Raw genomic sequence first — 24,873 nt, 5'->3', positions numbered from 1 at the left:
CTGTGATCTGATCGAGATGTCCCCGAGATGGGGGCGATCAGAAAGAATGCAATCGAGGTTGACTGTATGAATTCCAGAACTGCCCGTCCGCTCGCCGTCGCCGTGCTGGCGTTGTCCGCCTGCGCCCTGGGTGCGGGAACCGCCACCGCGGCGGCCCCGGCCCCGGTGGCGGGGTCGGTCGAGGTGTGCCTGCCCCTGCCGGTCGGTCCGCTCGAGGTGAGCTTGTGCCTGTGATCCGCTAGGCGGAATGCCTCCGGTGGTGGTGGAACCGTCCGTAAGGAGCGGGATTGCGCGGTCCCGTCAGGTTTCATCACCGCCGGACGGCGGGTTCGCGCGCCGGTGCCGTTGGGGGAATCCCTAAACATTCCGGTATTCCCTTACCGCCTGTCACAAGCGAACCCGACGTGGCGGTTTGTTCTACGCGGTAAGTTGGGAGCTTGCCCAGTTGTCTGGGTGGGAAGGATTCATCATGGCTGGCTCAGCATCCCTCACACCGTTCTTGACCGCAGCGGGCCGTCCGGTATCGACCCCGCTGAAGGATGTGCGGGCGATATCCCGCCAGATGGTGGGCCATTTCATCGAGAACGTGGCGCCCTGCGCGACGTTGCCCACCGAAGTCCTCGACGGTGACGTCACCACGGTGACGCGGGTATGCCTGGAACTGACCGGCGGTGTGCTCGACGGCCGCGACCTCCCCGGACGCCTGGAGCGGATCCAGGCGGCGGCCGCGGGCTGGGCGCGCGAGGGCATTCCGATCGACACCATTCACAACGCGGTGCACGAGGGCTTCAAACTCGGTTTCGACCTGGTGACCGCCAATGTGAACAACCACGACCACGCGACCGTCGTCGGCGTGGCCCGGCGGCTGACCGATGTCCAGAGCACGATCACCGCCGCCGTCTCGGCGGCCTATGTGCGGGAACTGCGGTCGGTCGTCAGCGAGCATCACACCGCCGTGCACACCCTGACCTCGGCCCTGCTCGGCGGGCAGAGCACCTCCACGATGGCCAGGGAATGCGGGATCGAGATCGCCGATCGATACCACGTGATCGCCCTGGCGCTGCCGCCGCACGCCGAGGAATTCGACCCGGCGCTCGATGCGAATGTGGTCGCCCGCCGCAAGTTGCGGCGCGTGCAGGCCGAGCTGGCCAATCGCTGCGTCGGCAAGGTGCTGTCGCTGCTCAGCGTCGACGGCGGCACGCTGCTGCTGCCCACGGCGGAATTCTCCGAACACGAGCTCGACGAGCTGGTCATCGGATTGTCCGCGGCGGCACAGGTGCCGGTGCGCGCGGTGACGACGCCCGCGGCGCCGGCCGACATTCCGCGCGCCGCCGAGCAGGTCCACGAACTGGTCGAAATAGTGCACCGGCTCGGCGGTCCGAGCAAGGTGTACCGCCCGCACGAATTGGCTTTCGAATATCAGCTGACGCGCGAGGGCGCGGCGCGTGATTATCTGAGTTCGGTCGTCGATTCCCTCGAGGCCCATCCGGAATTGCTCCGCACGCTCGAGGTGTACATCGCGTCGAATCTGCGCCGGACGAATACCGCGCGCGAGTTGTTCGTCCACACGAATACCGTCGACTATCGATTGAAGCGCATCGGGCAGCTGACCGGCTTCGACCTGAACGATGTCACGGGACTGTGCTACCTGCGCGCGGCCCTGCTGATCCGCGCGCACCGTGGAATGGGTAAGCCGGAAGACGGCCATCCCGACGACGAAACCCGCTCGCGCGCAGGGTGATCCACCCGGTTCCGGCGTCGGGACGGTGAGGCCGGGCGGCTAGGCGGCGTGGGTGAGTCGGGCGGCGGAGGCACCGATCGCCGGGCGGGCGCCGACCAGCGTGCGCATGAATCGATCCTGCTCCCGCGCACCGCGCGTCGCGGCCCGGTCCAGGCCGCCGGGCAGTACCCGGGTGGCCGAGCGGACGAGATTGGTGGGGATCCGGAGCGCCGGATACCAGGGAATCACCACCGTCGGCAGGCCCAGCGCGCGCATCGTGCGGCGGCCGAGGAAGGTCCCTGTCACCGACAGGTGCTGGGCGTAGGCGAGGCGGCGGCGCACGGCGGGCAGCCGGTCGTAGTTCCACGACAGCGGATCTCGCGACATCGGCACCGCCAGCTGGCGGGTCGACTCGTCCGGGTCGGCCAGGGCCGAGAGCGTGTGCACCAGGACGCGCACGCCGTCGCGGAACGAGTGCGGCAGCCACTGCTCCTCGACGCCGAGCAGGCTGCCGACATAGCGGACCAGGTGCGCGAGGTCGTCGGCTTCGGACGGTGTGAGCAGCACGCCCATCCCCAGCGCGCCGATCGCCGGCGCGATGAAGGCGCCGACCAGCGTGGCCGCCATATCGGTCTGATTGATCGGCAGCCCCCAGTCCTCGGCCTGCCAATCCGGCATCGCGGCCACGTGGCGCCGCACGAAGGCGTGGATGAGCCGCACCCGGATGGTGGAGCGATAGCCGAGGCCAAGCGGTGCGAGCCCGTCCTCGGACAGGACGTCCATCGCCCACTGCATCGTCTCGGCCCAGCGCTGATTGGAGCCCTTCTCCAGGGCGCCCGTGCGCAGCAGCGTCTTGTTGAAGCCGGAGAACTGGTAGCCGCCGAGCATGGCGACGTCGCGCGCGATGTACATACCGTCGGCCCCGCTGCTGAGCAGCACCTTGGCCCCGCGTACGAGCTTGTCGTGATCGACCCACGCCGGCACGGCTTCGACCTCGGCGAAGAACGCGCGCAGCGGTTCCGGCGCGTCCGGCACGGCGGCGATGCCGTGGGTGAGTGCCCGGTCGAACAGCGGGCGCATCTGCTTGCTGCCCGTGGTGACCATCCACTCCACCAGCTGATCCATCGGCTCGTCACCGACGAGCAGTCCCTCGCCGAGGCGGCGCCATTGGTCCGCGTCGGGGCCGTGGACACCCAGGGTGGCCGCGAACCCGCCGACGATCACCGGGGTGCGGTGGGGCCGGTCGGGGTGTCGGGTGGGAACGGTACGCATGGGCACTCCTCGTTGAGCGACGTAAACTGGATAACGACTGATATCCAAAGTAGGCCGCCTGCTAAAGTGCTGTCAATGGCGCGTGCGGAGGTGGTCCGGCCCTATCGGGGCATGAGCGCGGCGAATCGCCGGGACGAGCGCCGCGACAAGCTCCTCGCCGCGGGTCGGCAGGTCTGGGGTGAGGCCGGGCTGACCGAGGTCACGGTGCGCCGCGTCTGTGCCGCTTCCGGACTGACGCCGCGCTACTTCTACGAGCAGTTCGCCACCAGGGACGCGCTGGTGCTCGCCGTCGCCGAGCAGGTGCACGAAGAGCTGGCGGCCACCCTGGTCGAGGCCAGTCAGGCTCAGGCGGACGGCCTGCGGGACAAACTGCTGCGGGCGTTGACGGCGTTCCTCGACGCCATCGCCGACGACCCGCGGATCCACCGCATCCTCACCAGCGACACCCACGGCACCGCGGGCCTCGAAGAGCTTCGGGCCCGCTCCGTCGGCATCATCACCGATCTCGTCGTGCAGTACAGCGCGGAGTTCCTCGACGCGCCCGCGACTCCGGAGAGCCGGCGCCAGGAAGCGCTCTTCGTCGTCGGTGGGATCAATCAGCTCATCGATGCCTGGCTGCGCGACCCCCGTCAGTCGAGTGTCGAATTGGCCACGCTCTGTACCGAACTCGCCCTCGCGGTGGCGCGCAGAGGGCGCTGACAACAGCCCGTCAGGCGTCGGGCCGCGGGCGGCAGGACGGATCGTGCGCGGTGAACAGCTGGGTGAGCGCGGTGTCCATGGCCTGCTGTGTCGCCGGGCTGAGGGCGGCCAGGAAGTCGGCCTGCGCGCGCTCCAGGTCGGCGAAGGCCTCGGTGAGGGTGCGTAGGCCCTGCGCGGTCGGGACGACCACGTGCCTGCGCCGGTCGGCGCCGCGTTCGCGGGTGGCCATGCCGGTGCGCTCGAGGCGGTCGACGACGGCGACCATGGTCGTCCGGTCCAGGCCCGTCGATCGGGCCAGATCCTGCTGCGAGTGCGTGCCCGTCGCGGCATAGGCGAGCACGCGGAAGTCCTTGCCGCGCAGGTCGTAACGATCCAGCGCCTGCTCGACGGCCTCGCGCGCCGCGTCGCCGACCCGGAACAACAGGAACAGCGGCGCCTGGGTGATCCGTGCCACCGGATTCGTCTCTCGCATCAGCCCACTCTAGTCACGTACGCTGATCGTCAGTATCACTGATGATTGGAGCGTGTCGAATGCCCGATTCCCGTGCCGTCAAGATCGTCCTCGTAGTCCTCGGCCTGATCACGATGACGCCGGTGCTCGCCCTGGTGACACCGGTGGCCCTGGAGTACTACGGGCTCACCCAGCTGGCCCCGATGGAGGAAGCCCTGCTCCGGCACCGCGGCATGATGCAGCTGGTGCTGGGTGCCGCGCTGGTCTGGGCGGCGTTCGTGCCGTCGGTGCGGGTGCCTGTCGCCCTGGCTGCGATCGTCACGAAGGCGACGAATCTCGTGCTGACACTGTCGGATCCGGCGACCCGGCCGGACGCGCCGTTGTTCAGTACGGTCTTCGACACGCTCGCCGTGCTGATCCTGATCGGGGTGGTGGCGGTGCGCTGGCGTCCGGCCGCCACACGTCCGGCGATCTGACGGCCCGCGGTCAGCGGCGGTTGGGTTCCTCGGTGACGAGGCGATAGATCACGTAGCCCGCGAACCACGTGATCATGACGGCGCAGGCGATGACGAGGATCTCGATCGCGACAACCATTCCCTCACTCCTTCCGATGTTCGTCGACTTACGAACTCGATTCGATATCGAGTTTATCAGGTCCTCGCTGACTGCCGCCGGTCGGCCCGAGCGCGGACGAACCCGCGCTCGGGCCGGGGTGTTACCGGGCCATCACGTAGGTACCCGGCGCGACACCGAGCGGTGCGAACTCGGTGTTGCCGAGCAGCGGTGACGGGGAGATCCGTGGTCCGGAACGGTCGGCGAGCCAGGTGGCGTAGTCCGGCCACCACGACCCCTGTGCGGTGGTCGCGGCGCCGCGCCACTCGGCGGCATCGAGCGAAGTGTCGTCCGACACCTGGTAGCTCGACTTGCGGTTGCCGGGGGGATTGACCAGCGCGGCGATGTGGCCGTTGGTCGACAGGACGAAACGTACGTTCCCCCCGAGCAATTGGGAGCTGCGGTAGCAATTGGCCCAGGGACAGATGTGATCCGCCGAGCCCGCCACGACATAGGAGTCGACGGTGATGTCGCCGAGGTCGACGGGTGTGCCGAGCACGGTGACCGCCCCGGGGGTGGCGAGCTTGTTGTGCACCGCGGCTTCGATGAAGTCGCGATGCAGGGCGGCAGGCATGCGCGTGGTGTCGGCATTCCAGAACAGGATGTCGAATTTCGGCGGGGTCTTGCCCTGCAGATAGTTGTTGACCCAGTAGTTCCAGACCAGATCCGACGGGCGCAGCCAGGCGAAGACCTCCGCGAGATGGCGACCGTCGAGATAGCCCTTGCTCGCCGAGCGCGCGATCGCCGCTCGCGCGACGCCTTCGTCGACGAGTGATCCGGCGACGCCGGCCCGGCGCTGATCGATCATCGTGACCAGCAAGGTGAGGCCGGCGAGTGCGCCGATGGACCCCTTCGCCGCGCGGTGGGCCGCGGCGAGGCTGGTGATCAGGCCACCCGAGCACGCGGCCAGGACGTGCACTGAGCCGGCCCCGATGATCCGGTCGACCACCGAGAACGCCTCGATCGCCGCGGCGGCGTAGGCATCGATGCCCCACTCGCTGTGCCGCTCGTCGGGATTGAGCCAGGACACCACGAACACCTGGTGCCCTTGCTTGACCAGGTACTCGATCAGGCTGCGGCCGGGCGCGAGATCGAGCACGTAGTACTTGTTGATCGTCGGCGGGACGATCAGCAGCGGCACCGCGTGCACGGTCTCGGTCTGGGGCAGGTACTGGATCAGCTCGAACATCGGCGCGCGGTACACGACGGCGCCCGGCGTGACCGCGAGGTCGGCACCCACCCGGAACGCGTCCGGCTCGACCATCGACGGGATCCGCGGGGAACTCGCGATGTCACGCACGAGGTTGAGCGGGCCCGCGATCGTATTGGCGCCTCCGGACTCGAACAGCGCCTTCCACGCGACCGGGCTGATCAGCGGATTGTTGCTGGGCGACAGGGCTTCGGCGATGTTCGACATCACGAACTTCATCCGCTCGGCGTCCTGCCACTCCAGCGGCGCGTCCCGCAGCAGGCCCTCGGCGGTGTCGTTCGCGGCCAGATACGCCTGCACCACGCGTTTCAACAGCGGATTCTCCGACCATGCCGGGTCGGTGAAGCGGCGGTCGCCGCGCCGCGGTGCGATCTCGGAGGTGCCCTTCGCGATCCGGCCGAGTTCGTCGACCAGTCCGCCGATCCGGGCCTTGACCCGGTCCGGGTGCTGGGCCAGCGCGTCGAGAAAGCGCGCGCCCGAGCTGCCGGGCAGCCAGCGACCGGCCGACCCGAACGCGGCGCGGGCCAGTATCTGGTCGAGCGGAACCGTGGTGTCTTCCGGAGTGCTCGTCATCGGAGTCCCTCCGATCCAGCGTGGTCGCCGCCGACGACCCGATGAGCGGCATCCTGTGGATTCCTGCCGATGGTGATGATGTCGTCTCCACTCCTGGACGGCCGCGCGAATCGGTTCGCGCAGCATGTTGTCGATGGGTCCGCGTGGATCTCCCGCAGTGATCCGAGGGCGCGGCGGTTATCGATCGAGGAGTGGTGTGGCAGTCGGCTTCGGCGGCGAACGCATGATGTCCCACATCCCGGGGCGGCCACCGTGCCGAACGCGTGATCCCACAGTGGCGCACTGCGCCACGGCCGCCAATGTCGGCGCCGACAGGAAATCGGCGGGGGACGTGTCGGCGCCCACAGTCCGCCTTCTCGCTGCGGCGTCCGGGGGAAGTCGTCGATAGCCTGTCGTGGTGTCCACCCTCAGTCCCGCTCCCTCGGTGGCGACACTCGCCGTCGGCCTGCTGGAACGGATCGATGTGCTGGCCGACCAGCTCGCCGTCCGGATCGTCGATCGGATCGAGGTCTATCGCCTGGAGTGCATCGTCGATCGGCGTGAGCTGAAGAGCTCGCTGATAGCCAATATGAATCAGATCCTCGGTCGGCTGAGCGGCGATCGGGAGATCGAGCTGTCGGCGCCCCGGGAGACCGGCCGCGCCCGCGCGGAGCAGGACATGCCACTGCCGGAAGTCCTGCGGGCCTATCGTCTCGGCTTCGCGTTCCTGTGGCGTCGGCTGCTCGGCGCGGCACGGAGCTCCGGGCAGCGGACGGTCGACGCGCTCCTCGACACGGCCACGACGATCTGGGAGATCGCCGACGACGTCTCGCTGGCGGTGACCGAGGCGTACCGGGAAGCGATGAGCGAACGGATGATCACCGCCGACCGGCGGCGGTCCGGTCTCCTCTCGGCCATCCTCGACGGCCCCGGCTCGGGCTCACACAGCGCCTGGGAGGTCGCGCGGCTGCTCGATCTGCCCTACGAGGGGACGTTCCTCGTGCTCGTCGCGGAGGCGGTGGACGGCACCGCGGCGCCGCTGCCGCATCTCGAGGACCGCCTGCGCCAGCTCGATGTCGGTTCGGCGTGGCGTTCCCAACCGGATCACGAGATCGGCGTCCTCTCCCTGGGACGGCGCCGCGATCCGGAGGAGGTACTCGCCGCCGTGCGGAAGGCGGCCATCGGCCCGATCGGGGTGAGTCCGGTGTTCGCCCGGCTCGACGGCGCGGCCCGGGCACTGCGGCTCGCGCACGTCGCCCTCGAAACGCTGTCTCCCGGTGCGGCATCCGTTCGCCAGCTGGCCGACGAGCCGAATATCGATCTGCTCGTCCGCGACCGGGACACCACCCGGCGATTCGTCCTGCGGGTGCTGGGCGGTGTCCTCGCCTTGCCCGACTACGAACGGACCACGCTGCTGGCGACGGCGACCGCGTGGATCCAGGCGCGCGGCTCGGCCGCCGAGACGGGCCGTCTGCTCTACTGCCACGAGAACACCGTGCGCGGCCGCATCCATCGACTGGAACAGCATCTGGGCGGCTCGCTCGACGACCCACGGAATCTGGGTGACCTCACCACCGCGCTGCAAGCGATCCGGATGTTCCCCGAGTTCGGCCAGCCCATCCCGGCCACGGCCTGAAGGAGTGCGAGTGACCCCTGTCGACACCGTTCGTGAACTGCGGATCAACGGCCGGCGCGTCCGGGTCTCGGTGCGCGCGGGGGAGGGGCGGCCCCTGGTGCTGTGCAATGGGATCGGCGCGAATCTCGATCTGCTCCAGCCGTTCGTCGACGAGCTCGATCCGGCGATCCCCGTCGTCCGGTTCGATGTTCCCGGGATCGGCGGATCCGAACTGCCCAGGCTGCCTTACACTTTCGCGACGATGGCCTGCCTGCTCGGCACCGTGCTCGACGATATCGGGTGTCGTGAGGTGGACGTTCTCGGCATCTCCTGGGGCGGGGGCCTGGCCCAGCAGTTCGCTTTTCAGAATCCCCGGCGCTGCCGTCGCCTGGTGCTCGTCGCCACGGCGACCGGCATGGTGATGGTCCCGGCCCGGCCGCGGGTCCTGAGGAAGATGATCACCCCCCGCCGGTATCGCGACCCCGCCTACGCCGCGGCCATCGCCGCGCAGCTGTACGGCGGGCGCCTGCGCGACGAACCGGAGCTGGCGACGGAGATTCTGATCCGCCACGCCCGGGTGGCGCCCGGTCGTGGCTACGCCCTGCAGCTGATCGGTGGGGCGGGCTGGACCAGTCTGCCGTTCCTGCCGTTGATCCGGCAGCCCACGCTGATCCTGGCCGGCGCGGACGACCCGATCATTCCCCTCGTCAACGCGCGGATCATGCATCGGCTGCTGCCGCACTCGACCCTGCACGTCTATCCCGACGGCCACCTCGGCCTGATCACCCGTGCCGACGACCTCGCGCCCCGCGTCGCGGCCTTCCTGCGGCCGTCAGCCGTGTCCACCGGGGGCTGAGCCGACGGTCACCGCGTGCTGCGGTGGCCGGTCGTCGTCGAGGGTGGTCTCGCCGAGCCCGATCCGCTGCTGGATCCGCTTCATCCACTGCGGCGCCCACCAGCAGTCGTCGCCGAGCAGCTTCATGATCGCGGGGACCAGCAGCATGCGCAGCACGGTCGCGTCGATGATCAGGGCGGCGATCATGCCGTAGGCGATGTACTGCATCATCACCAGATCGGAGAACGCGAACGCGCCGGTGACGACGATCAGGATCAGCGCGGCCGCGGTGATGATGCGCCCGGTCTGGGCGGTGCCGATGCGGATCGCGTCGGTGGTGGACGCGCCCTGGGCACGCGCTTCCACCATCCGGGAGAGCAGGAAGACCTCGTAGTCGGTCGACAAGCCGTAGATCACCGCGATGATCAGCATCAGCACCGGAGCGCTGATCGGCTGTGGCGTGAAATTGAGGACCCCGGAACCGTGTCCGTCGATGAAGATCCAGGTGAGGATGCCCAGGGTCGCGCCGAGCCCGAGCACGTTCATCACCACGGCCTTGAGGGGGAGCACCAGTGAGCCGAAGGCCAGGAACATCAGCACCATGGTGGTCGCCAGCACCAGGATGATCATGAACGGCATCAGGTCGAGCAGCGTGTCGATGCTGTCGGCCATGATCGCGGGCTGGCCGGTGACGTACATCGTCACGCCGTCGGGCACCTCGATCGAGCGCAGGTAGTCGATCGTCGGCTCGGCGTTGCCGGTCGGGTCGACCAGGGTGGCGGAGGTCCGATACACCGTCGGGTCGGTGGACCCGGTATTGCTCGGGACCCCGAACGAGCTGACCAGCCCCGGCGCCTGGTTGGCCTCGCGCATGATCTGGCCGATCGCCGGGGTGTTGTCGGAGACGAAGACGAGCTGGATCGGGTCGGTCTTCTTCAGCGGGAAGATCTCGTAGAAGTGCTCGAGCGCGAGCCGGGTGCTGTTGTCCGGCGGCAGGTACTTCTCGTTGATGCCACCGAACGCCAGGTTCCCGACCGGGATGATCAGCAGCAGCAAGCCGATGACGATCGGGATGGCCACCTGGAGCGGACGCTTCATCACCCAGCGGGTGAGTCTGCCCCAGAAGCCGTTCTCGATCTCCTCCGATGTCCTGGTCTTGCGGAACCGCTTGAGTCCGAGCATGTCGACGCGCGGGCCGAGCACCGCCAGCATCGCGGGCAGCAGGGTCACCGCGGTCAGCGCGGCGAGCGAGACCGTGGCGATGGTGCCGTAGGCGACCGAGCGCAGGAAGCCCTGCGGGAACAGCAGGATGCCACCGAGGCTGGCGATGATCATCGTCGCGGAGAACACGACCGTGCGTCCCGCCGTCATCACCGTGCGCCGCACCGCGGCTCGCGTGTCGTAGCCGTCGGCCAGTTCCTCGCGGAACCGGCTGACGATGAACAACCCGAAGTCGATGGCCAGGCCGAGTCCGATCATCGACACGACGGCGGACACGAACGAGTTGACGTCGGTGACGTGGGTGATGCCCATGACGATGCCGTTGGCGCCGAGAATGGTGAGCCCGCCGATGATCAGCGGCAGCGCGGCCGCGACCACGCCACCGAAGATGAAGAACAGCAGCACCGCGACCGCGGGGATGGCCAGCATCTCCATCCGCTGCACGTCGTGGGCGATGGTGTCGTTGAGGGTGCCGCCGACGGCCTGCAATCCGGACACTTCCACCTGGACGCCGTCGATGGCGAACGCGTCGCTCACTTCCCGGTAGTTGTGCAGCACCTCGGTGTCGTTGTCGCCGCCGATCGCGATCGACGCGAAGGCGTGCTCCTTGTCCTTGGACCCGAACACCGACGGCACGCCGGGGGTGGCGCCCACTGTCCAATAGGCGCCGTTGATCTTGTCGACCGCGGTCGGATGCTCGGAGACCACCCGGGAGAGGCTGTCGACGACCTCGGCGCTGAACTCCGGATCGTCGATGGTCGTCCCCGCGGGGGCGGTGTACAGCACGATGACGTCCGCGGTGTGGTCGCGTCCGAACGCGCGGTCGGCGATCTTCGCGCCCTGCGACGACTCCGAACCAGGGTCGTCCCACCCGCCGGAGGTGAGCTGGTTCTCCAGGCCGAGCCCGAAGCCGCCCAGTGCCAGCAGTGCGGCGCCGACGACGGCGAGCACCGCGAAACGGAACCGATAGACCAGGTCGCCCCAACGGGTGAACACAAGCGACTCCTCGACAGCAGGGGCAACGGGCATCGGCGACTGCCCCACACCGCTGTGGCAGAGGTCGAGGTGTCGACGGTGTCGCCGATGGTGGCACGCGAAACTGAGGAATAGCTGACAGCGGCGCTGTTCTGGAGTGTGATCTCGTCGAGCCTGCCGGTTCTCAGCGGGTGCGCGAGTTCCGCGCGCGCCGACCGAACTGCGCGGCGACGAGCGGTGCGCCGATGCCGTGCAGGACGATGCTGCCGCAGACGACGACCAGCGTGGCTCCGACGACGAGATTCGCGTCCGATGTGCCCGCCAGGCTGTTCACGGCGAGCAGGCCGAACACGATGGAGGCGACGCCGCGCGGGCCCAGACAGCACAGCAGGATTCGCTCGGGCGCGGTGAATCGGGAACCGATCAGGGCGAGCGCCGCGGGCACGATCCGGAAGACCGTCAGCGCGAGCAGTCCGTAGACGATGACCTGCCAGTCCAGCCCGGGAATGGCGACCGCGATCGCGCCGACCACGAACCACAGGCCCAGGCCGAGGAATTGGGCGAGACCCTCGGTCAGTTCCAGGGGTTCGCCGGGGATGTCTCGGTGGGTGGCCCGGTAGGCGAGCCCGGCCAGGAAGGCCGCCACGAACCCGTTGCCGTCGATTTGGATGGCCAGCGCGAAGGTGAGCACCGGGATGGCCAGAATGCCGCAGCGCACGGTCCTGGGATCGGTCCAGCCGCGGGCCGCGGCCGCCGACAGCGCGAGGCCGGCGGCCGCGCCGATGGGAAGGCCGACCAGTACGGACTTCACCACGGCCTGCAGCGCGTGGCCGAATGCTCCCAGCACCTCGTCGGAGTCGGTGCTGCGCCGATACGCCTCGAGGGCGAAGAGCATGACCGGGGCGACGAGTCCGTCGTTGAGTCCGCTCTCGACATTGAGGGTGTCGCGGACCCGCTTGGTGATCCGGTTGTCCCGGAGGATGGACTGTGCGGGCACCAGATCGGTCGGCATCACGATGCAGGCGAGGATCAGCAACAGCGGCCACGAATCCACCGACAGCACGTATTTCCCGGCGACCGCGGCGATCACGAGGCTGACCGCGAACGCCACCAGCATGCGGGTCACCCCGGTGTTCTTGGCGATCCGGTCCCGGATCTCGGTGGCATCGGTGAACAGGAACAGCGCGAGCAGGAATTCGACGATCCGCAGCGCGGCGGTGGTGTCGATCGAGGGCAGCAACCACTCGTCGTCGGTAAGCCCGACGGCGGCGCCCGCCACGATCATGGCCACCGGCTCGGTGACGCTCCAGCGCGCGAAGGCGCGGGAGTAGCAGGCCCACACCAGGATGATGGCCATCGTCACCGCTATCGCGACGAACATGCTTCTCCCGCCGGTGGGTCGAGACGATTGCTATCGGAAAACCAATGCTAGGAGACCTTCGCCCGCTCCGGCGGTACCGCTGGCGTGTCGGCGGCACCGCCGGAGCGGAGGTGCTGGTGCGGCTCGTCCGTCAGCGGAGCTCGCGCTTGAGGATCTTGCCGGTCGCCGTCATGGGGAGGGTGTCGACGAGTTCCACGATGCGCGGGTACTTGTAGGCGGCCATCTGTTCCCGGCTCCAGGCCACGAGCTCCTCCGGGGTGGCGGTCGTCCCGGGTTCGAGAATCACGAAGGCCTTGACCTCTTCGCCGTGACTGTCGTGCGGCACGCCGATCACCGCGGTCAGGCTGACCGCCGGGTGGGTCAGCAGCACTTCCTCGATCTCGCGCGGATAGACGTTGAATCCACCGCGGATGATGAGGTCCTTGGTGCGGTCGACGATGTAGTAGAAGCCGTCCTGGTCCCGGCGGGCCAGGTCGCCGGTGCGGAACCAGCCGTCGCGGATGACCTCGGCCGTGGCTTCCGGGCGGCCGTGATAGCCCTTCATCACGTTGGGTCCGCGGACCGCCATTTCGCCCACGGCCCCCACTTCGGTGATCTCCGACCCGTCGTCGTCGATGAGCTTGATCTCGACACCCCAGATCGGCAGCCCGATCGAGCCGGGACGGAGACCGCGATCGGGGTCGCTGAACGACACCACCGGGGAGGTCTCGGACAGGCCGTACCCCTCGAGCACGGTGACCCCGAGGCGATCTTTCACCTGATGCAGGATCTCCAAGGGCAGGGCGGCGCCGCCGGAGATACCGATGCGCAGGTTGCGGGCGATTCGCTCGACGTCGATCTCGGCGGTCAAGGCGTTGAGCAGGCCCCACCACATCGTCGGCACGCCGGCGAAGAAGGTGATGTCCTCGGTGTTCATCAGCGCGACGACCTGCGCGGCATCGAAACGGGGCACCAGATGCAGGGTGGCCGCCGTCGCGAAGCCCGCGTGCATCTGCACGGTGGCGCCGAAGGTGTGGAACAGCGGCAGGCAGACGATGTGGCTGTCGGCCGCGGGGCGATTGCGCAGCAACTGGTTCAGGGTCAGCGCGTTGATCAGGGTGTTGGAATGGGAGAGCTCCGCGCCCTTGGGCTGCCCGGTCGTGCCGGAGGTGTAGAGAACGATCGCGGTGTCGGTGGCCTCGGTGCCGACCGCCTCGAAGGCCGGGCTGACACCGGCCACCGCCGTACCCAGCGTCTCCGCACCCGAGAGCGGGCTGGGCGCCGCGGGGTCGGCGGTGATGAGGAAGAAGTGCTCGACCTCGGCGACCCCAGCGGCGGCGAAACCCTCGCTGCCCATCGGAAGCTCGGCGCTGCCTTCGAAGCAGAAATACGCCACCGCGCCGGAATCGCGTAGGTGATAGGCGATCTCGCGGCTCTTGAGCAGCACATTGAGGGGCACGACCACCGCGCCCGCCTTGAGAATGCCGTAGTAGATGATCGGGAAGTGCGGCAGATTCGGGCAGCTGAGCGCGACCTTGTCGCCGGGCCGGATCCCGCGCGCGACCAGGAGGTTGGCCACCTGATTGGCCGCGGCGTCCACCTGGGCATAGGTCAGCCGGGTCCCACCGAGGACGAGAGCGTCGCGGTGTGGATGGCGACGGGCGGAGTCCTCCAGGAGGACCGACAGGTTCAGCACGGGGTACGTCCTTGCGCGAATGAGGGAGCCTAGAGAATTCGAAGTCGAATCGAGATTGACGTTAGGGGCGGAATCCTGACCCTGTCAAGGCACGCCACCGGTGACGGGGAGTGGGGTCGCGCCCCCGCGGTGGTCGACCGTCGACGATGCCGTCGGCTGTTACGATGTCAAGTCGTGTTCGAGAACAAGGTGGCCCCGCAGGCCTCGGCCCGCCCCGCTCCCGTGCAGCGTCGCGGTATCGAGCGCGTGCAGGCGATTCTCGAGGCCGCCGATTCCTTGCTGCGGGAGCAGGGCTACGACGCGGCGACGCTGAAGGCGATCGGGGACCGGACCGGCATTCCGCTGGCGTCGATCTATCACTACTTCGCCGACCGCTATCAGGTCGATGTCGAGCTGGCGCATCGCCATGTCCGCGAACTGGACGCGCGCATCACCGCGGCGCTGGAGCGTCCGGTGGCGCGGAATCTGCGCCAGGCCACCGATGTGATCATCGATCTGCTCCTCGCCTACTACCGGGAGTTTCCCGGCTTCATCGAACTCTGGTTCGTGGGGCGCCCCCCGGCGATCGCCGAGGTGGCGCGGGTGTTCGACGAGGCGCAGTCCGAACGCTTCTGGCGGTACCTCATCGACCGGGAGTTCGTCGACGCCGAGACGCCGCTGCTCCCCGTCGAGCTCGCTTTCGAGGCGGGCAACCGGCTGTTCGACATCGCCTTCCGGCGGTCGTCTTCCGGTGACGAGGCCGTGATCGCCGAAGCGCGACGGCTCGTCGCCGCCTATCTCGAGACCTACGCACCGAGGGTCTGACCCCTCCTTCGGGGGCGAGCGGAGACGCCGGACCATCGGCCGATTGTTTGACAGGGTTCCGCGGGGTCCATAAACTCGAAATAGATTCGATATCGAGTATTGGTGGCGTGTTCGGGGAACACCTGGCCATCATGCTCACCCACCATTCCATCGAGCGTTCGGAGTTGCCGCGTGACCACCGCTGTCATCGAAGTCACGCGTGCGCGCAATCCCTTTCCGCAGTCGGAGGTGACGCGCGACAGCACGGGAACCCCGCGCTACGCCTCGGTCCCGGAGACGCTGATCGATGTCCTGCGCACCCACGTCGAGCAGCGACCGGACGCCGAAGCCGTCGCGGAAGTCGGCGGCGACCGGCTGACCTACCGGCAGCTCTGGGAGCGCGCCGCGCGGACGGCCGGTGGGTTGCGTGCCGCCGGAGTGCGGCGCGGGGATCGGGTGGCGCTGCGCTACCCGTCGGGGACGACCTGGGCGCTCGCCTTCTGGGGCACGATCATGGCCGGCGGTATCGCCGTGGCGGTGAATACCCGGTCGGCGGACTCGGAGGTGGAATTCGTCCTCACCGACGCCGACATCGCGGTCGATCTCACCGCGGACACCCCGCTGCCGGACAGCGACCCCTATGTGTCGGAGGGGCTCTGCGCCGACGACCTGGCCGCGCTGTTCTACACCTCGGGCGGCGCCGGGCGCCCGAAGGGCGTGCCCACCACCCACGGGGCCTTCGTCACCAATGCCGAGAACATGATCCGCAGCTGCACGTTGCCCCGCGAGGTGGGCTCGGATCTGCGGACCCTGATCTCGATGCCGCTGTTCCAGGTGACGGCCTGCCATTCGCAACTGGTGGTCGCCGCCTACGTCGGTGGAACCGCGGTGATCCAGGCCGCGCCCGATCTCGCGCTGCTGATCGAAACGCTGGCGGTGGAACGGATCTCCTTCGTCGTGACGGTGCCGTCGGTCTACTCGGCGCTGCTGCGGCACCCGGACTTCGCCACCGCGGACGTGTCCGGAGTGCGCATGGTCGGCTACGGCGGTGCCCCGATCGCGCCGTCGCTGGTGCGCGAGTTGCTCGTGGCTTTTCCGCGCGCGACGGTGACCAACGGGTACGGCACGACCGAGACGGCGTCGCTGATCACCGTGCTGCCCGATCGGGACGCGGTCACGCACGCGGACTCTGTCGGCTACGCGGTGCCGTCGGTGGACATCGGGATCGTCCCGATCGGCGATGTCCCGCACATCGGTGAGCTGGTCGTCCGTGGCGCCAACGTCACTGCCGGATACTGGTACCGCCCGGCGGCGACCGCCGAGACGATCGTCGGCGGCTGGCTCCGCACCGGTGACGTGGTGCGCGTCGACGACGCGGGGCGGGTCTACCTCATCGACCGCCTCGCCGACACCGCCGGAACCCGGCGCCGGACACCCGATGCTGATGGCGGACCGACATGACCGGACTCGATCTGACCGGACGCACCGCGATCGTCACCGGGGGCTCGGAGGGGATCGGCGCGGCCGCCGCGCGGGCCATCGTGGCCGCGGGCGGCAATGTCGTCCTCACCGCACGCCGACAGGAGGCCGCCGATGCCGCTGCGGCCGAATTACGGGGCGCAGCGATCGGTTTCGCCGCCGGCGGTATCGACGAGTCGGCGGCCCGGCGGTGTGTCGAAGCCACGATGAGCCGCTTCGGCAGCATCGACATCCTGGTCAACGCCGCGGACCGCAACCCGTCGGCCGGGCCGGTCCTCGACCAGGACTACCTGCGCTTCACCAAGACCTTCGGGGTGAACGTCTGGGGGCCGATCCTGTGGACCTCGCTGGTGACGCGGGCGTGGATGGGTGAGCACGGCGGGGTCGTGATCAATACCGTGTCGGTCGGCGGCACGACACCCGAGCCCGACCTCGGGCTCTACCACGCCGCGAAGGCCGCACTGATCCACGTCACCGAACAGCTGGCGCTGGAACTCTCGCCCGGCGTGCGGGTCAACGCTGTCGTGCCGGGGACCGTCCGCACGCCGCCGGACCAGCCGCAGTCGGCCGTCGCGGCGGCGGACCACGCTGTGCCCGAGGACATCGGTGCCGCCATCGCTTTCCTCGCCTCCGACGCGGCGGGCCGGATCACCGGCGAGACCTTCGTGATCGACGGCGGACAGTGGCTGGGTGACGCGGCCTCGTTCCGCGGCGGCGAGTTCGGCCATGTGTGAAGGGATTCCGCACCGGGCGTGGCGTGCGCCGAGGCCGGGCGCGCCGACCGGCACGGATGTGGCCTGATGGGTGACCGGCCGACGGTGCTGAGCGCCGCCGATATCGAGCTGCTCGAATTCGCCACCGCGTGGGCGCCCTATGGCGGCAACGATGCCGAGGCCTTCGTCCGATTCGGGCTCGGCGCCGACGAATTCCACCGCCGACTGCACCGGTTGCTCGGGTCGCGCGCCGCGCGCACGCTCACCAACACCACTGTCGTCACACTGCGGGAACAGTGCCGGAATCGGTTGTGGCGGTAGCCCGGTGCGGCCGGTCTCCGTGGTGGCCGAGTCGGCGTTCGCTGTCCCTCAGCGGACGCGGGAGCGCCGGTAGGCCGACGGCGTGGTCCCGGTCCAGCGTTTGAAGGCGTGGATGAACGGCGTCGCCTCGGCGTAGCCCAGCCGGATGGCGATGTCGTCGATCGAGAGCGGAGTGCCGGTGAGCATCTCCTCGGCCAGCGTGCAGCGGACCTCGTCGACCAGCGCGCGAAAGCCGGTACCCGCCTCGGTGAGACGCCGCCGGAGCGTGCGCGGGCTCGTGCCCAATTCGCGCGCGACCACCTCGATGGTCGGCGGGGACGCGATGCCCGCGGACTCGCCGCCGGGCAGGATCAGCTCGCGGACCTCCGCCGTGATGCCGGTGCGGGCGCTGCGCCGTTGCAGGAGATCGGCGCACTGCGCGACACACAGGCTCCAGGTCTGGGCGTTCGCCTGGGGCAGGGTCTGGGCCAGCACCGCCGGGTCGAGGGTGAACACCGTCTGCGCGCGGCCGAATTCCGGCGGGGCGCCGAGCACCTCGGCCAGGCGCTCGGCGCTGTCGCCCGCGTCGAAGTCGAACTCGATGCGCGACACGGCGAGTTCGTGGCCGAGCAGGTCACCCATCACCCGATGCATGGCGACGATGTCGCGTTCGACGAGGAAGCGCGCCACGTCGGGGGGAACGAGCTCGTGGTGGATCCGGGCCAGCACCCCGCCGTCGCCGGATTCGACGACCGGCGTGCAGAATCCGTAGCCCAGGTGGTAGTAGCGCAGCGCCAGCGAAATCGCCTCGCGCAGTGTGGGACTGGTGACGCAGGCGAAGCCGAAGATGCCGAAGGTGGAGAGCCGGTAGCGGCGCCCCACCTCGACGCCGAGCGCGGGAACGTGGGCGAGCTCGCGCACGAGATTGCGCACGACGACGAGCTCGGTCGTGGCGGGCACCTGCAGATCGGGCGAGGTCAGGGCCGTCTCGGCGAGGCCGGTGCCGGCCAGCACGCGATCGGCGGTGACGCCGTGATCGGCCGCGAAGGCCGCCATCACCGCGATGCTGGCGATGCCGCGCGGAAAGTCCCAGGTCCGGACTTCCGGCTCTTCGACGGTACGCATCCGCCCAGTATGGCCGAAAATATTGATTTGCTGGCCGTCGTTGTTTGTCCCCGGTGTTCGCGCAGGTCGTAGCGTTGACAGCGACAGCAGCGACAGAGGAGTCCTGGGATGAGCGCGCGCACCACCCCGTCGATCGTCATCATCGGCACCGGCTTCGGCGGCCTCGGCATGGCGATGGAACTGCAGAAGGCCGGATTCGACCGGGTGACGCTGCTGGAACGGGCCGCCGACGTCGGCGGTGTGTGGCGGGAGAACACCTACCCCGGGGCGGGCTGCGACATCCCCTCGCCGCTGTACTCGTACTCCTACGAACCCCGGACCGACTGGCCCAAACGGTTCTCCGAGCAGCCCGACATCCACGCCTACCTGCGCGGGGTCGCCGAGAAACGCGGTCTGATCCCGAAGATCCGGTTCGGGGCCGAGGTCACGGCGGCCGAGTTCGACGACGCCACCGGCACCTGGACGGTGCGCACGGCGGACGGCGCGACGATCACCGCCGACATCCTCATCCCGGCCGTGGGACAGCTGTCGCGTCCAGCGCTGCCGGATATCCCGGGAATCGACGATTTCCAGGGGGAGTCGTTCCACTCGGCCGAGTGGAATCACGAGGTGGATCTCACCGGCAAACGGGTCGCGGTGATCGGTACCGGCGCCAGCGCGATCCAGTTCGTGCCCGCCATCCAGCCGAAGGTGGAGCGGCTGACCCTGTTCCAGCGGTCGGCCGCCTGGGTGCTGCCCAAGCCGGACATCGAGTACCGGCCCTGGCACCACACCGTGTTCGCCTCCGTGCCACCGATCCGGCTGGCGGAACGGTTCGCGGTCTGGGCCCTGTGCGAATTCCTGTCGCTGGGCATCGTCGATGTCCCCGCGATCCGGCCGCTGGTGACCGGCATCGCCACCCGGCATCTCGAGAACCAGGTCCAGGACCCGCGGCTGCGAGCCGCGCTGCTGCCGGACTATCCGGCCGGCTGCAAGCGAGGCCTGTTCTCCAACAACTACTTTCCGGCCCTCACCCAGCCGAACGCACACGTCGAGACCAGCGCGATCAGCGAGATCCTGCCCGACGGTCTGCGCACCGCCGACGGTGCCGTCCACAGCGCGGACGTGATCATCTACGGCACGGGATTCAAGGGCACCGAATTCCTGTGGCCCATGCGGATCACCGGGCGCGCCGGACGCGAGCTGACCGACGCGTGGGACGGCGGCGCCCGCGCCTACCAGGGCATGACCGTGCCCGGCTTCCCGAACATGTTCCTGATCTACGGCCCGAACACCAATCTCGGCGTGGGGTCGATCGTCTACATGATCGAATCCCAGGCCCGCTACATCCGCCAGGCCGTCCAGCAGATCGCCCGGCATTCGGGACGGGTGCTCGATGTGCGGGCCGAGGTGGCCGAGGCATACGACACCCGGGTGCAGCGGCGGCTGGAACGGACCCCGTGGACCCGGTGCACGAGCTGGTACCGCACCGCCGCCGGGCGCATCACCAACAACTGGCCGGGCACCGTGTCCAGCTATCGCCGCGGCACGCGCACCTTCGCGCTGTCGGACTACCAGGTGGTCCCCGCCACGGCCGACCGACCCGGGCTGTGAACAGCGCCCGATCGACCCCCTTCCCGACGAGACCTGCCGGAGCCGACCGATGACCGTTGCCCTGCCGACCACCCTGTGCGAAGCGTTCCAGCGCACCGCCGCCCGCATGCCCGACGCCGTCGCCCTGCGCACACCCGGCGACACCACCCGCATCACCTGGGGCGAATACGCGCGCCGGGTGGAGCGGATCGCCGCTGGCCTGGCGAATCTGGGTGTCGCCCCCGGTGACGCCGTGGCGCTGATGCTGACCAACCGGCCCGAATTCCATCTCGTCGACACCGCCGCGATGCACCTGGGCGCGGTGCCCTTCTCGATCTACAACACCAACCCGGTCGAGACGATCGCCTATCAGCTGGCGAAGACCGGGAGCCGGGTGATCCTGTGCGAGAAGCAGTTCCTGCCGCAGATCGCCGCAGCCCGCGCCGTCGACCGCACCGTCGACACGGTCGTGGTCGTCGACGAGGGCGGGGCCGACACGGTGTCGCTGGCCGAGCTCGAGTCGAACCCGCTGCCCGGCTTCGACTTCCGGGCCGCCTGGGAGCGAGTCGGCGCCGAGGACGTCCTGACGATCATCTTCACCTCCGGCACCACCGGAACCCCCAAGGGCGTCGAGCTCACCCACGCCAACATCCTGAGCAATATCGACGGCGTCCGCGACATGCTCGATCCCTGGTTCGAACATCGGACGGTGTCCTACCTGCCGGACGCGCACATCGTGAATCGCTGGACGTGCCACTACTTCCCGATGATCGGCGGGGGACCGGTCACCGACCTGGCCGACCCGAAGCAGATCGTGACCGCGCTGTCGGACACCCGGCCGACGGCGTTCGTCGGCGTGCCTCAGGTCTGGTACAAGATCAAGGGCGCGCTGGAGGCGCAGCTCGCCGCCGAGACCAGTCCGGTCAAGCGGAATCTCGCGACCTGGGCCATCGACATCGGGCGGCAGCGGGTTCGTGCCGAGCTCGGCGGGTCCGGCGGCGGGGTCTCGCCGTGGCTGGCCGCGCGGCATCGGGTGGCGGATCGACTGGTCCTGCAGAAGATCCGGCACCGGCTCGGGCTCGACGAGCTGCTCGTCGGTGCGACCGGCGCGGCGCCGATCGCACCGGAAGCGCTCGAGTTCGTCCTCGGACTCGGTCTGCCGGTCGGTGAGGTGTACGGCATGTCGGAACTGTCGGCCATCGCCACCCTGAACCGGCCGGGCCGGATGCGGCTCGGCACGGTCGGTGTCGCCGCGCGTGGGGTCGAGGTGTCGATCGCCGAGGACGGCGAGATCCTGGTCCGCGGCCCGATCGTGATGAAGGGATACCTGGGCGACCCCGAGCAGACCGCCGAGGCGATCGACGCGGATGGCTGGGTGCACACCGGCGATATCGGCACCGTCGACGCCGACGGCTTCGTCTCGATCATCGACCGCAAGAAGGAGCTGATCGTCAACTCCGGCGGAAAGAACATGTCGCCCAGCAAGATCGAGGGCTACGTGAAGGTCGCCTGCCCGCTCGCCGGGTCGGTGGTGGCCATCGGCGACGCGCGGCCGTATGTCACCGCGCTGATCGCCCTCGACCCCGATGCCGCCGCCGCGTACGCCCTCGCCAACGGCCTGACCCCGAACCCGGCCGAGCTGGCCACCGATCCGGGGATCCGCGACCTCGTCGACGCCGGCATCCGCGACGCCAACGCGAAGCTGGCCCGGGTGGAGCAGATCAAGAAATTCGTTGTCGCGCCGGTCTTCTGGCAGCCCGGCGGTGACGAACTGACGCCGACGGGAAAGCTGAAGCGCAAGCCCATCACGGCCAAGTACGCCACCGAGATCGACACCATGTACAGCGCCGCGCGCTGACCCACCCGAATCGAAGACGAGGAAGCAGAGATGAGTACCACCGAGCAGACGCTGGTCACGGCGGAAGTACTGGTGTCGTTCGATCCCGCGACCGGTGAACCGATCGGCGAGTACCCGATCGACACGCCGGAACAGGTCCAGCGCGTGGTCGGCACGGCGCGCGTCGCCGCGGAATTCTGGGCGGCGCAGCCGTTCTCGGCGCGGCGCACGGCGCTGCTGCGCTGGGCGTCGTACCTGACCGGGCACGCCGAGGAGTTCACCGCCCTGATCCAGCGGGAGAACGGCAAACCGGTCGACGACGCCTTCCTCGAACTCACCCTGGCGCTGGGCCACATCGACTGGGCCGCTCGCCACGGGGAACGGGCGCTGGCCTCGCGGCGGGAGCGCCCCGGCCTGCTGATGGCGAACTTCGCCGCCACGGTCGAGTGGCGGCCACTCGGTGTGGTCGGGGTGATCGGGCCGTGGAACTACCCGGTCTACACCCCGACCGGCTCGATCGCCTACGCCCTCATCGCCGGGAACACCGTGGTGTTCAAGCCGAGTGAGTACACCACCGGCGTCGGCAACTACTTCGCGGCGGCCTTCGCCCTGGCGAATCCCGAGCTGCCGCAGGGCATTCTGGAGACCGTCAACGGGTACGGCGCCACCGGTGCCGCGCTGGTGACCGCCGGGGTGGACAAGGTCGCCTTCACCGGGTCGACCGCGACCGGGAAGAAGATCATGGCCGCGGCCGCCGATTCCCTGACACCCGTGCTGCTCGAATGCGGTGGCAAGGACGCCGCGATCGTCGCCGATGACGCCGATATCGCGGCCGCCGCCCGCGATATCGCCTGGGGTGCCTTCGCCAACAGCGGCCAGACCTGTGTCGGCATCGAACGGGTCTATGTCGTGAAATCCGTACGCGACCAGTTCGTCTCGGAGCTGCGCAAGAACCTCGACGGTGTGCGCGCCGGCAGCGATCCCGGGGCCGACTACGGCCCGATGACCATGCCGGGCCAGATCGAGGTGGTCCGTCGCCATATCGAGGACGCGCTGCGCGACGGCGGCACCGCCGTGGTCGGTGGGCCCGAATCGGTGCGGGCGCCCTTCATCGACCCGGTCGTACTGCTCGATGTCGACGAACACTCACCCGCGGTGCAGGAGGAGACCTTCGGGCCCACCCTGACCGTGCGGTCGGTCGCCGATGTGGACGAGGCGGTGGCGCTGGCCAACGGCACCCGCTTCGGGCTGGCCTCCACGGTCTACTCGAAGCGGCACGGGGTCGAGATCGCCCGTCGGCTGCGCGCGGGGGCCACCTCGATCAACGCGGTCCTCGCCTTCGGCGCCATCTCCTCCCTGCCGTTCGGCGGGGTAGGCGAGTCCGGCATCGGGCGCATCCACGGTCAGGAGGGGCTGCGCGAGTTCGCCCGCCCGCATGCGCTGGCCCGGCAACGGTTCGCGATCCCGGGCATGGCGTTGCTGACCTTCGAGCGGACGGCGGCGACCATGGCCATCGTCCGGCGCGCGGTACGCACCCTGTACGGCAACAAGCACTGACCCCCGGACGAGCGCGCCCGCGTTCGGCTACGAACCGGGGCGCTGTGCGGCGGGCTGGAACAGCTCGATGAGATTGCCCGCGGGGTCGGCGATCAGGACCTGCCGTCCGCCCGGGCCGGACACCGGGTCGCTGCGGAAGTCGACGCTCGCGCTACGGAGCCGGCCGATCTCGGCATCGAGGTCGGCGACGAGGAGGTGGATCCGGTTGCCGCCCGGCCCGGCCAGCTCGGCCGGGGTGGCGCGGGCACCGGAACTCGCCGGACCGGACAGCAGGAGCCGCAGGGGACCTCGCACGACATCGGCGAAGGCGGGCGCGGCATCGGTGTGCAGGGTGAAGCCGAAGTGCCCGGTGTAGAAGTCGATCGCTGCCGCGACGTCGTCGACGAGGTAGCGGACGGCGGCCAGGTCGGTGGATGTGGTCATGGCGCACTGCCTTTCGGGTTGGCGGTGAGGGTGGGCAGGAGATGGCGGACCCGGGTGTCGATCTCGGTCGCGGTGGCCCGGAACAGGGGATAGGGGTCCTCGTCGGCGCGGTGCCGCGCGGCCGGGTCCGGAATGCTCCAGTGGATGTGTCGCGGGTGGTCCGGGAAATCGGGGCAGTTCTCGCGAGCCTTGTCGCACAGGGTGATCACGACATCGAAGCGCTGATCACGCAGTTCTTCGAGCGGCCGGGGTACCCGGCCGCCGATATCGATGCCGAACTCGTCGCGCAGCACGCGCACGGTGTCGGGATGCAGCGCCGGTTTCGGCCGGGTTCCGGCGCTGAGCGCCGTCACGCGGTTCTCGCCGCGGTGCCGAAGCAGGGCTTCGGCGATCACCGAGCGCGCGCTGTTGCCGGTGCAGACGAACAGCACCGTCGCCGCCGCCCGCGGTTCGACCGACGGCGCGCCCGGGTGCATCCGGAGCGCCGGATGCAGCGCGGGGCCCGCGCCGGCGATCAGGTCGGCGCAGCGGTCCAGATCCAGGTGGTTGTAGCTATCGCGGCCGTCGTGGCTGCTGCGCGTCGTCGTGACCAGCCCGCCGTCGCGGAGCAATCGCAGGTGGTAGGACACCAGGTTCTGCGGTTCGCCGAGCCGCGTCACCAGTTCGCGCACGCGCAGATCGCCGCCGGCCAGCTCGGTGAGCAACTGCCATCGCAGGGGATGAGCGGCCAGCTGAACGAACGGGGGAACCGTTCGGCGGGGCGAGGTCACCACTCCAGGCTAGCATCGAATAAATCAAATGAGTTTGATGGAATTGCGTCCGGTCTCGGCGTCGCGATCCGGCCCGGCGTGGAAGACTGGCGGCGT

Annotated in this window: 20 protein-coding genes and 2 pseudogenes; 13 read left to right on the top strand and 9 right to left on the bottom strand. The window is 69.2% G+C overall.

The window, feature by feature from the left end; all coding sequences use genetic code 11:
* The first annotated feature begins 66 nt into the window (after window positions 1-66).
* Both ACFVW6_RS17550 and ACFVW6_RS17545 read left to right on the top strand, forming a co-directional pair.
* Window positions 67-234, top strand: coding sequence for a hypothetical protein (locus ACFVW6_RS17550; RefSeq protein ID WP_355272523.1), 168 nt, complete (start codon window positions 67-69; stop codon window positions 232-234).
* A 235-nt stretch (window positions 235-469) separates the two neighbouring features.
* Complete coding sequence (locus tag ACFVW6_RS17545; protein WP_378828679.1) at window positions 470-1,741, top strand: PucR family transcriptional regulator; 1,272 nt, start codon at window positions 470-472, stop codon at window positions 1,739-1,741.
* Window positions 1,742-1,780: 39 nt separating this feature from the next.
* Here ACFVW6_RS17545 and ACFVW6_RS17540 read toward each other — a convergent pair whose 3' ends face one another.
* On the bottom strand, window positions 1,781-2,992 hold the full coding sequence (locus tag ACFVW6_RS17540) for an oxygenase MpaB family protein (protein WP_378828677.1): 1,212 nt from the start codon (window positions 2,990-2,992) through the stop codon (window positions 1,781-1,783).
* Between the two features lie 75 nt (window positions 2,993-3,067).
* Here ACFVW6_RS17540 and ACFVW6_RS17535 point away from each other — a divergent pair, with 75 nt between their 5' ends.
* The gene (locus ACFVW6_RS17535; RefSeq protein ID WP_355272518.1) at window positions 3,068-3,691 is read left to right on the top strand and encodes a TetR family transcriptional regulator; all 624 of its coding nucleotides are present in this window, start codon (window positions 3,068-3,070) and stop codon (window positions 3,689-3,691) included.
* 10 nt (window positions 3,692-3,701) lie between these two features.
* Here ACFVW6_RS17535 and ACFVW6_RS17530 read toward each other — a convergent pair whose 3' ends face one another.
* The gene (locus ACFVW6_RS17530; protein WP_378828674.1) at window positions 3,702-4,163 is read right to left on the bottom strand and encodes a MarR family winged helix-turn-helix transcriptional regulator; all 462 of its coding nucleotides are present in this window, start codon (window positions 4,161-4,163) and stop codon (window positions 3,702-3,704) included.
* Window positions 4,164-4,222: 59 nt separating this feature from the next.
* On the opposite strand from ACFVW6_RS17530, the gene ACFVW6_RS17525 reads away from it, so the two are divergent.
* Complete coding sequence (locus ACFVW6_RS17525) at window positions 4,223-4,618, top strand: hypothetical protein (protein ID WP_378828671.1); 396 nt, start codon at window positions 4,223-4,225, stop codon at window positions 4,616-4,618.
* A 239-nt stretch (window positions 4,619-4,857) separates the two neighbouring features.
* Here ACFVW6_RS17525 and ACFVW6_RS17520 read toward each other — a convergent pair whose 3' ends face one another.
* Window positions 4,858-6,537, bottom strand: a complete 1,680-nt coding sequence (locus tag ACFVW6_RS17520; protein ID WP_378828668.1) for a PHA/PHB synthase family protein — start codon at window positions 6,535-6,537, stop codon at window positions 4,858-4,860.
* Window positions 6,538-6,934: 397 nt separating this feature from the next.
* Here ACFVW6_RS17520 and ACFVW6_RS17515 point away from each other — a divergent pair, with 397 nt between their 5' ends.
* Window positions 6,935-8,152: a PucR family transcriptional regulator gene (locus ACFVW6_RS17515; protein ID WP_378828666.1), complete on the top strand. Its 1,218-nt coding sequence runs from the start codon at window positions 6,935-6,937 to the stop codon at window positions 8,150-8,152.
* 10 nt (window positions 8,153-8,162) lie between these two features.
* Window positions 8,163-8,987 (top strand): poly(3-hydroxyalkanoate) depolymerase, encoded by an 825-nt coding sequence (gene phaZ, locus ACFVW6_RS17510; RefSeq protein ID WP_378828664.1) that lies wholly within the window; start codon window positions 8,163-8,165, stop codon window positions 8,985-8,987.
* 21 nt (window positions 8,988-9,008) lie between these two features.
* Here phaZ and ACFVW6_RS17505 read toward each other — a convergent pair.
* The 3 genes and pseudogenes from ACFVW6_RS17505 to ACFVW6_RS17495 form a co-directional block, all read right to left on the bottom strand.
* Window positions 9,009-11,183 (bottom strand): annotated as a pseudogene (locus ACFVW6_RS17505) (MMPL family transporter); the annotation flags it as partial.
* Between the two features lie 163 nt (window positions 11,184-11,346).
* Window positions 11,347-12,543 carry a cation:proton antiporter gene (locus ACFVW6_RS17500; protein ID WP_378828661.1) on the bottom strand — a complete coding sequence of 399 codons (1,197 nt, stop codon included), beginning with the start codon at window positions 12,541-12,543 and terminating at the stop codon, window positions 11,347-11,349.
* 130 nt (window positions 12,544-12,673) lie between these two features.
* Entirely contained in the window at window positions 12,674-14,218 is a 1,545-nt protein-coding gene (locus tag ACFVW6_RS17495) for a long-chain fatty acid--CoA ligase (protein WP_378828659.1), read from the bottom strand.
* Between the two features lie 174 nt (window positions 14,219-14,392).
* Here ACFVW6_RS17495 and ACFVW6_RS17490 point away from each other — a divergent pair, with 174 nt between their 5' ends.
* The 4 genes and pseudogenes from ACFVW6_RS17490 (at window position 14,393) to ACFVW6_RS17475 (ending at window position 17,514) form a co-directional block, all read left to right on the top strand.
* On the top strand, window positions 14,393-15,022 hold the full coding sequence (locus ACFVW6_RS17490; protein WP_378828657.1) for a TetR/AcrR family transcriptional regulator: 630 nt from the start codon (window positions 14,393-14,395) through the stop codon (window positions 15,020-15,022).
* A gap of 171 nt (window positions 15,023-15,193) precedes the next feature.
* A pseudogene (locus ACFVW6_RS17485) lies at window positions 15,194-16,411 on the top strand (class I adenylate-forming enzyme family protein); the annotation flags it as partial.
* A 47-nt stretch (window positions 16,412-16,458) separates the two neighbouring features.
* A complete protein-coding gene (locus ACFVW6_RS17480) occupies window positions 16,459-17,214 on the top strand; it encodes a glucose 1-dehydrogenase (RefSeq protein WP_378828654.1) in 756 nt (251 codons plus the stop codon).
* A gap of 66 nt (window positions 17,215-17,280) precedes the next feature.
* Entirely contained in the window at window positions 17,281-17,514 is a 234-nt protein-coding gene (locus tag ACFVW6_RS17475) for a hypothetical protein (protein ID WP_365012143.1), read from the top strand.
* 48 nt (window positions 17,515-17,562) lie between these two features.
* On the opposite strand, the gene ACFVW6_RS17470 is transcribed toward ACFVW6_RS17475, so the two are convergent.
* Window positions 17,563-18,618, bottom strand: a complete 1,056-nt coding sequence (locus tag ACFVW6_RS17470; RefSeq protein ID WP_378828652.1) for an AraC family transcriptional regulator — start codon at window positions 18,616-18,618, stop codon at window positions 17,563-17,565.
* A 108-nt stretch (window positions 18,619-18,726) separates the two neighbouring features.
* Between ACFVW6_RS17470 and ACFVW6_RS17465 the strand changes: the two genes are divergently transcribed.
* Genes ACFVW6_RS17465 through ACFVW6_RS17455 form a run of 3 tightly spaced genes read left to right on the top strand, consistent with a single transcriptional unit; the run spans window position 18,727 to window position 23,584 of the window.
* Window positions 18,727-20,211: a flavin-containing monooxygenase gene (locus ACFVW6_RS17465; protein ID WP_378828648.1), complete on the top strand. Its 1,485-nt coding sequence runs from the start codon at window positions 18,727-18,729 to the stop codon at window positions 20,209-20,211.
* Between the two features lie 49 nt (window positions 20,212-20,260).
* Window positions 20,261-22,048 (top strand): AMP-dependent synthetase/ligase, encoded by a 1,788-nt coding sequence (locus ACFVW6_RS17460; protein WP_378828646.1) that lies wholly within the window; start codon window positions 20,261-20,263, stop codon window positions 22,046-22,048.
* Between the two features lie 30 nt (window positions 22,049-22,078).
* Window positions 22,079-23,584, top strand: a complete 1,506-nt coding sequence (locus ACFVW6_RS17455; RefSeq protein WP_378828644.1) for an aldehyde dehydrogenase family protein — start codon at window positions 22,079-22,081, stop codon at window positions 23,582-23,584.
* 27 nt (window positions 23,585-23,611) lie between these two features.
* On the opposite strand, the gene ACFVW6_RS17450 is transcribed toward ACFVW6_RS17455, so the two are convergent.
* Both ACFVW6_RS17450 and ACFVW6_RS17445 read right to left on the bottom strand, forming a co-directional pair.
* Window positions 23,612-24,007, bottom strand: a complete 396-nt coding sequence (locus tag ACFVW6_RS17450) for a VOC family protein (protein WP_378828642.1) — start codon at window positions 24,005-24,007, stop codon at window positions 23,612-23,614.
* Window positions 24,004-24,777: a MarR family transcriptional regulator gene (locus ACFVW6_RS17445; protein WP_378828639.1), complete on the bottom strand. Its 774-nt coding sequence runs from the start codon at window positions 24,775-24,777 to the stop codon at window positions 24,004-24,006. Before ACFVW6_RS17445 ends, ACFVW6_RS17450 begins: the two co-directional genes overlap by 4 nt.
* Between the last annotated feature and the right edge of the window lie 96 nt (window positions 24,778-24,873).

The organism is Nocardia sp. NPDC058244 (assembly GCF_042882065.1).
Taxonomy (GTDB): domain Bacteria; phylum Actinomycetota; class Actinomycetes; order Mycobacteriales; family Mycobacteriaceae; genus Nocardia.
Note: the sequence above shows the minus strand (reverse complement) of the source record. Positions and strands in the feature narration are given on the sequence as shown.

Excerpts from the sequence above, each read along its gene's own strand:
- ACFVW6_RS17475 (WP_365012143.1), top strand. The coding sequence starts at position 17,281 with ATGGGTGACCGGCCGACGGTGCTGAGCGCCGCCGATATCGAGCTGCTC.
- ACFVW6_RS17540 (WP_378828677.1), bottom strand. The coding sequence starts at position 2,992 with ATGCGTACCGTTCCCACCCGACACCCCGACCGGCCCCACCGCACCCCG.
- ACFVW6_RS17500 (WP_378828661.1), bottom strand. The coding sequence starts at position 12,543 with ATGTTCGTCGCGATAGCGGTGACGATGGCCATCATCCTGGTGTGGGCC.
- ACFVW6_RS17455 (WP_378828644.1), top strand. The coding sequence starts at position 22,079 with ATGAGTACCACCGAGCAGACGCTGGTCACGGCGGAAGTACTGGTGTCG.
- ACFVW6_RS17550 (WP_355272523.1), top strand. The coding sequence starts at position 67 with ATGAATTCCAGAACTGCCCGTCCGCTCGCCGTCGCCGTGCTGGCGTTG.
- ACFVW6_RS17450 (WP_378828642.1), bottom strand. The coding sequence starts at position 24,007 with ATGACCACATCCACCGACCTGGCCGCCGTCCGCTACCTCGTCGACGAC.
- ACFVW6_RS17480 (WP_378828654.1), top strand. The coding sequence starts at position 16,459 with ATGACCGGACTCGATCTGACCGGACGCACCGCGATCGTCACCGGGGGC.
- ACFVW6_RS17545 (WP_378828679.1), top strand. The coding sequence starts at position 470 with ATGGCTGGCTCAGCATCCCTCACACCGTTCTTGACCGCAGCGGGCCGT.
- ACFVW6_RS17465 (WP_378828648.1), top strand. The coding sequence starts at position 18,727 with ATGAGCGCGCGCACCACCCCGTCGATCGTCATCATCGGCACCGGCTTC.
- ACFVW6_RS17470 (WP_378828652.1), bottom strand. The coding sequence starts at position 18,618 with ATGCGTACCGTCGAAGAGCCGGAAGTCCGGACCTGGGACTTTCCGCGC.
- ACFVW6_RS17535 (WP_355272518.1), top strand. The coding sequence starts at position 3,068 with ATGGCGCGTGCGGAGGTGGTCCGGCCCTATCGGGGCATGAGCGCGGCG.
- ACFVW6_RS17525 (WP_378828671.1), top strand. The coding sequence starts at position 4,223 with ATGCCCGATTCCCGTGCCGTCAAGATCGTCCTCGTAGTCCTCGGCCTG.
- ACFVW6_RS17520 (WP_378828668.1), bottom strand. The coding sequence starts at position 6,537 with ATGACGAGCACTCCGGAAGACACCACGGTTCCGCTCGACCAGATACTG.
- ACFVW6_RS17530 (WP_378828674.1), bottom strand. The coding sequence starts at position 4,163 with ATGCGAGAGACGAATCCGGTGGCACGGATCACCCAGGCGCCGCTGTTC.
- ACFVW6_RS17460 (WP_378828646.1), top strand. The coding sequence starts at position 20,261 with ATGACCGTTGCCCTGCCGACCACCCTGTGCGAAGCGTTCCAGCGCACC.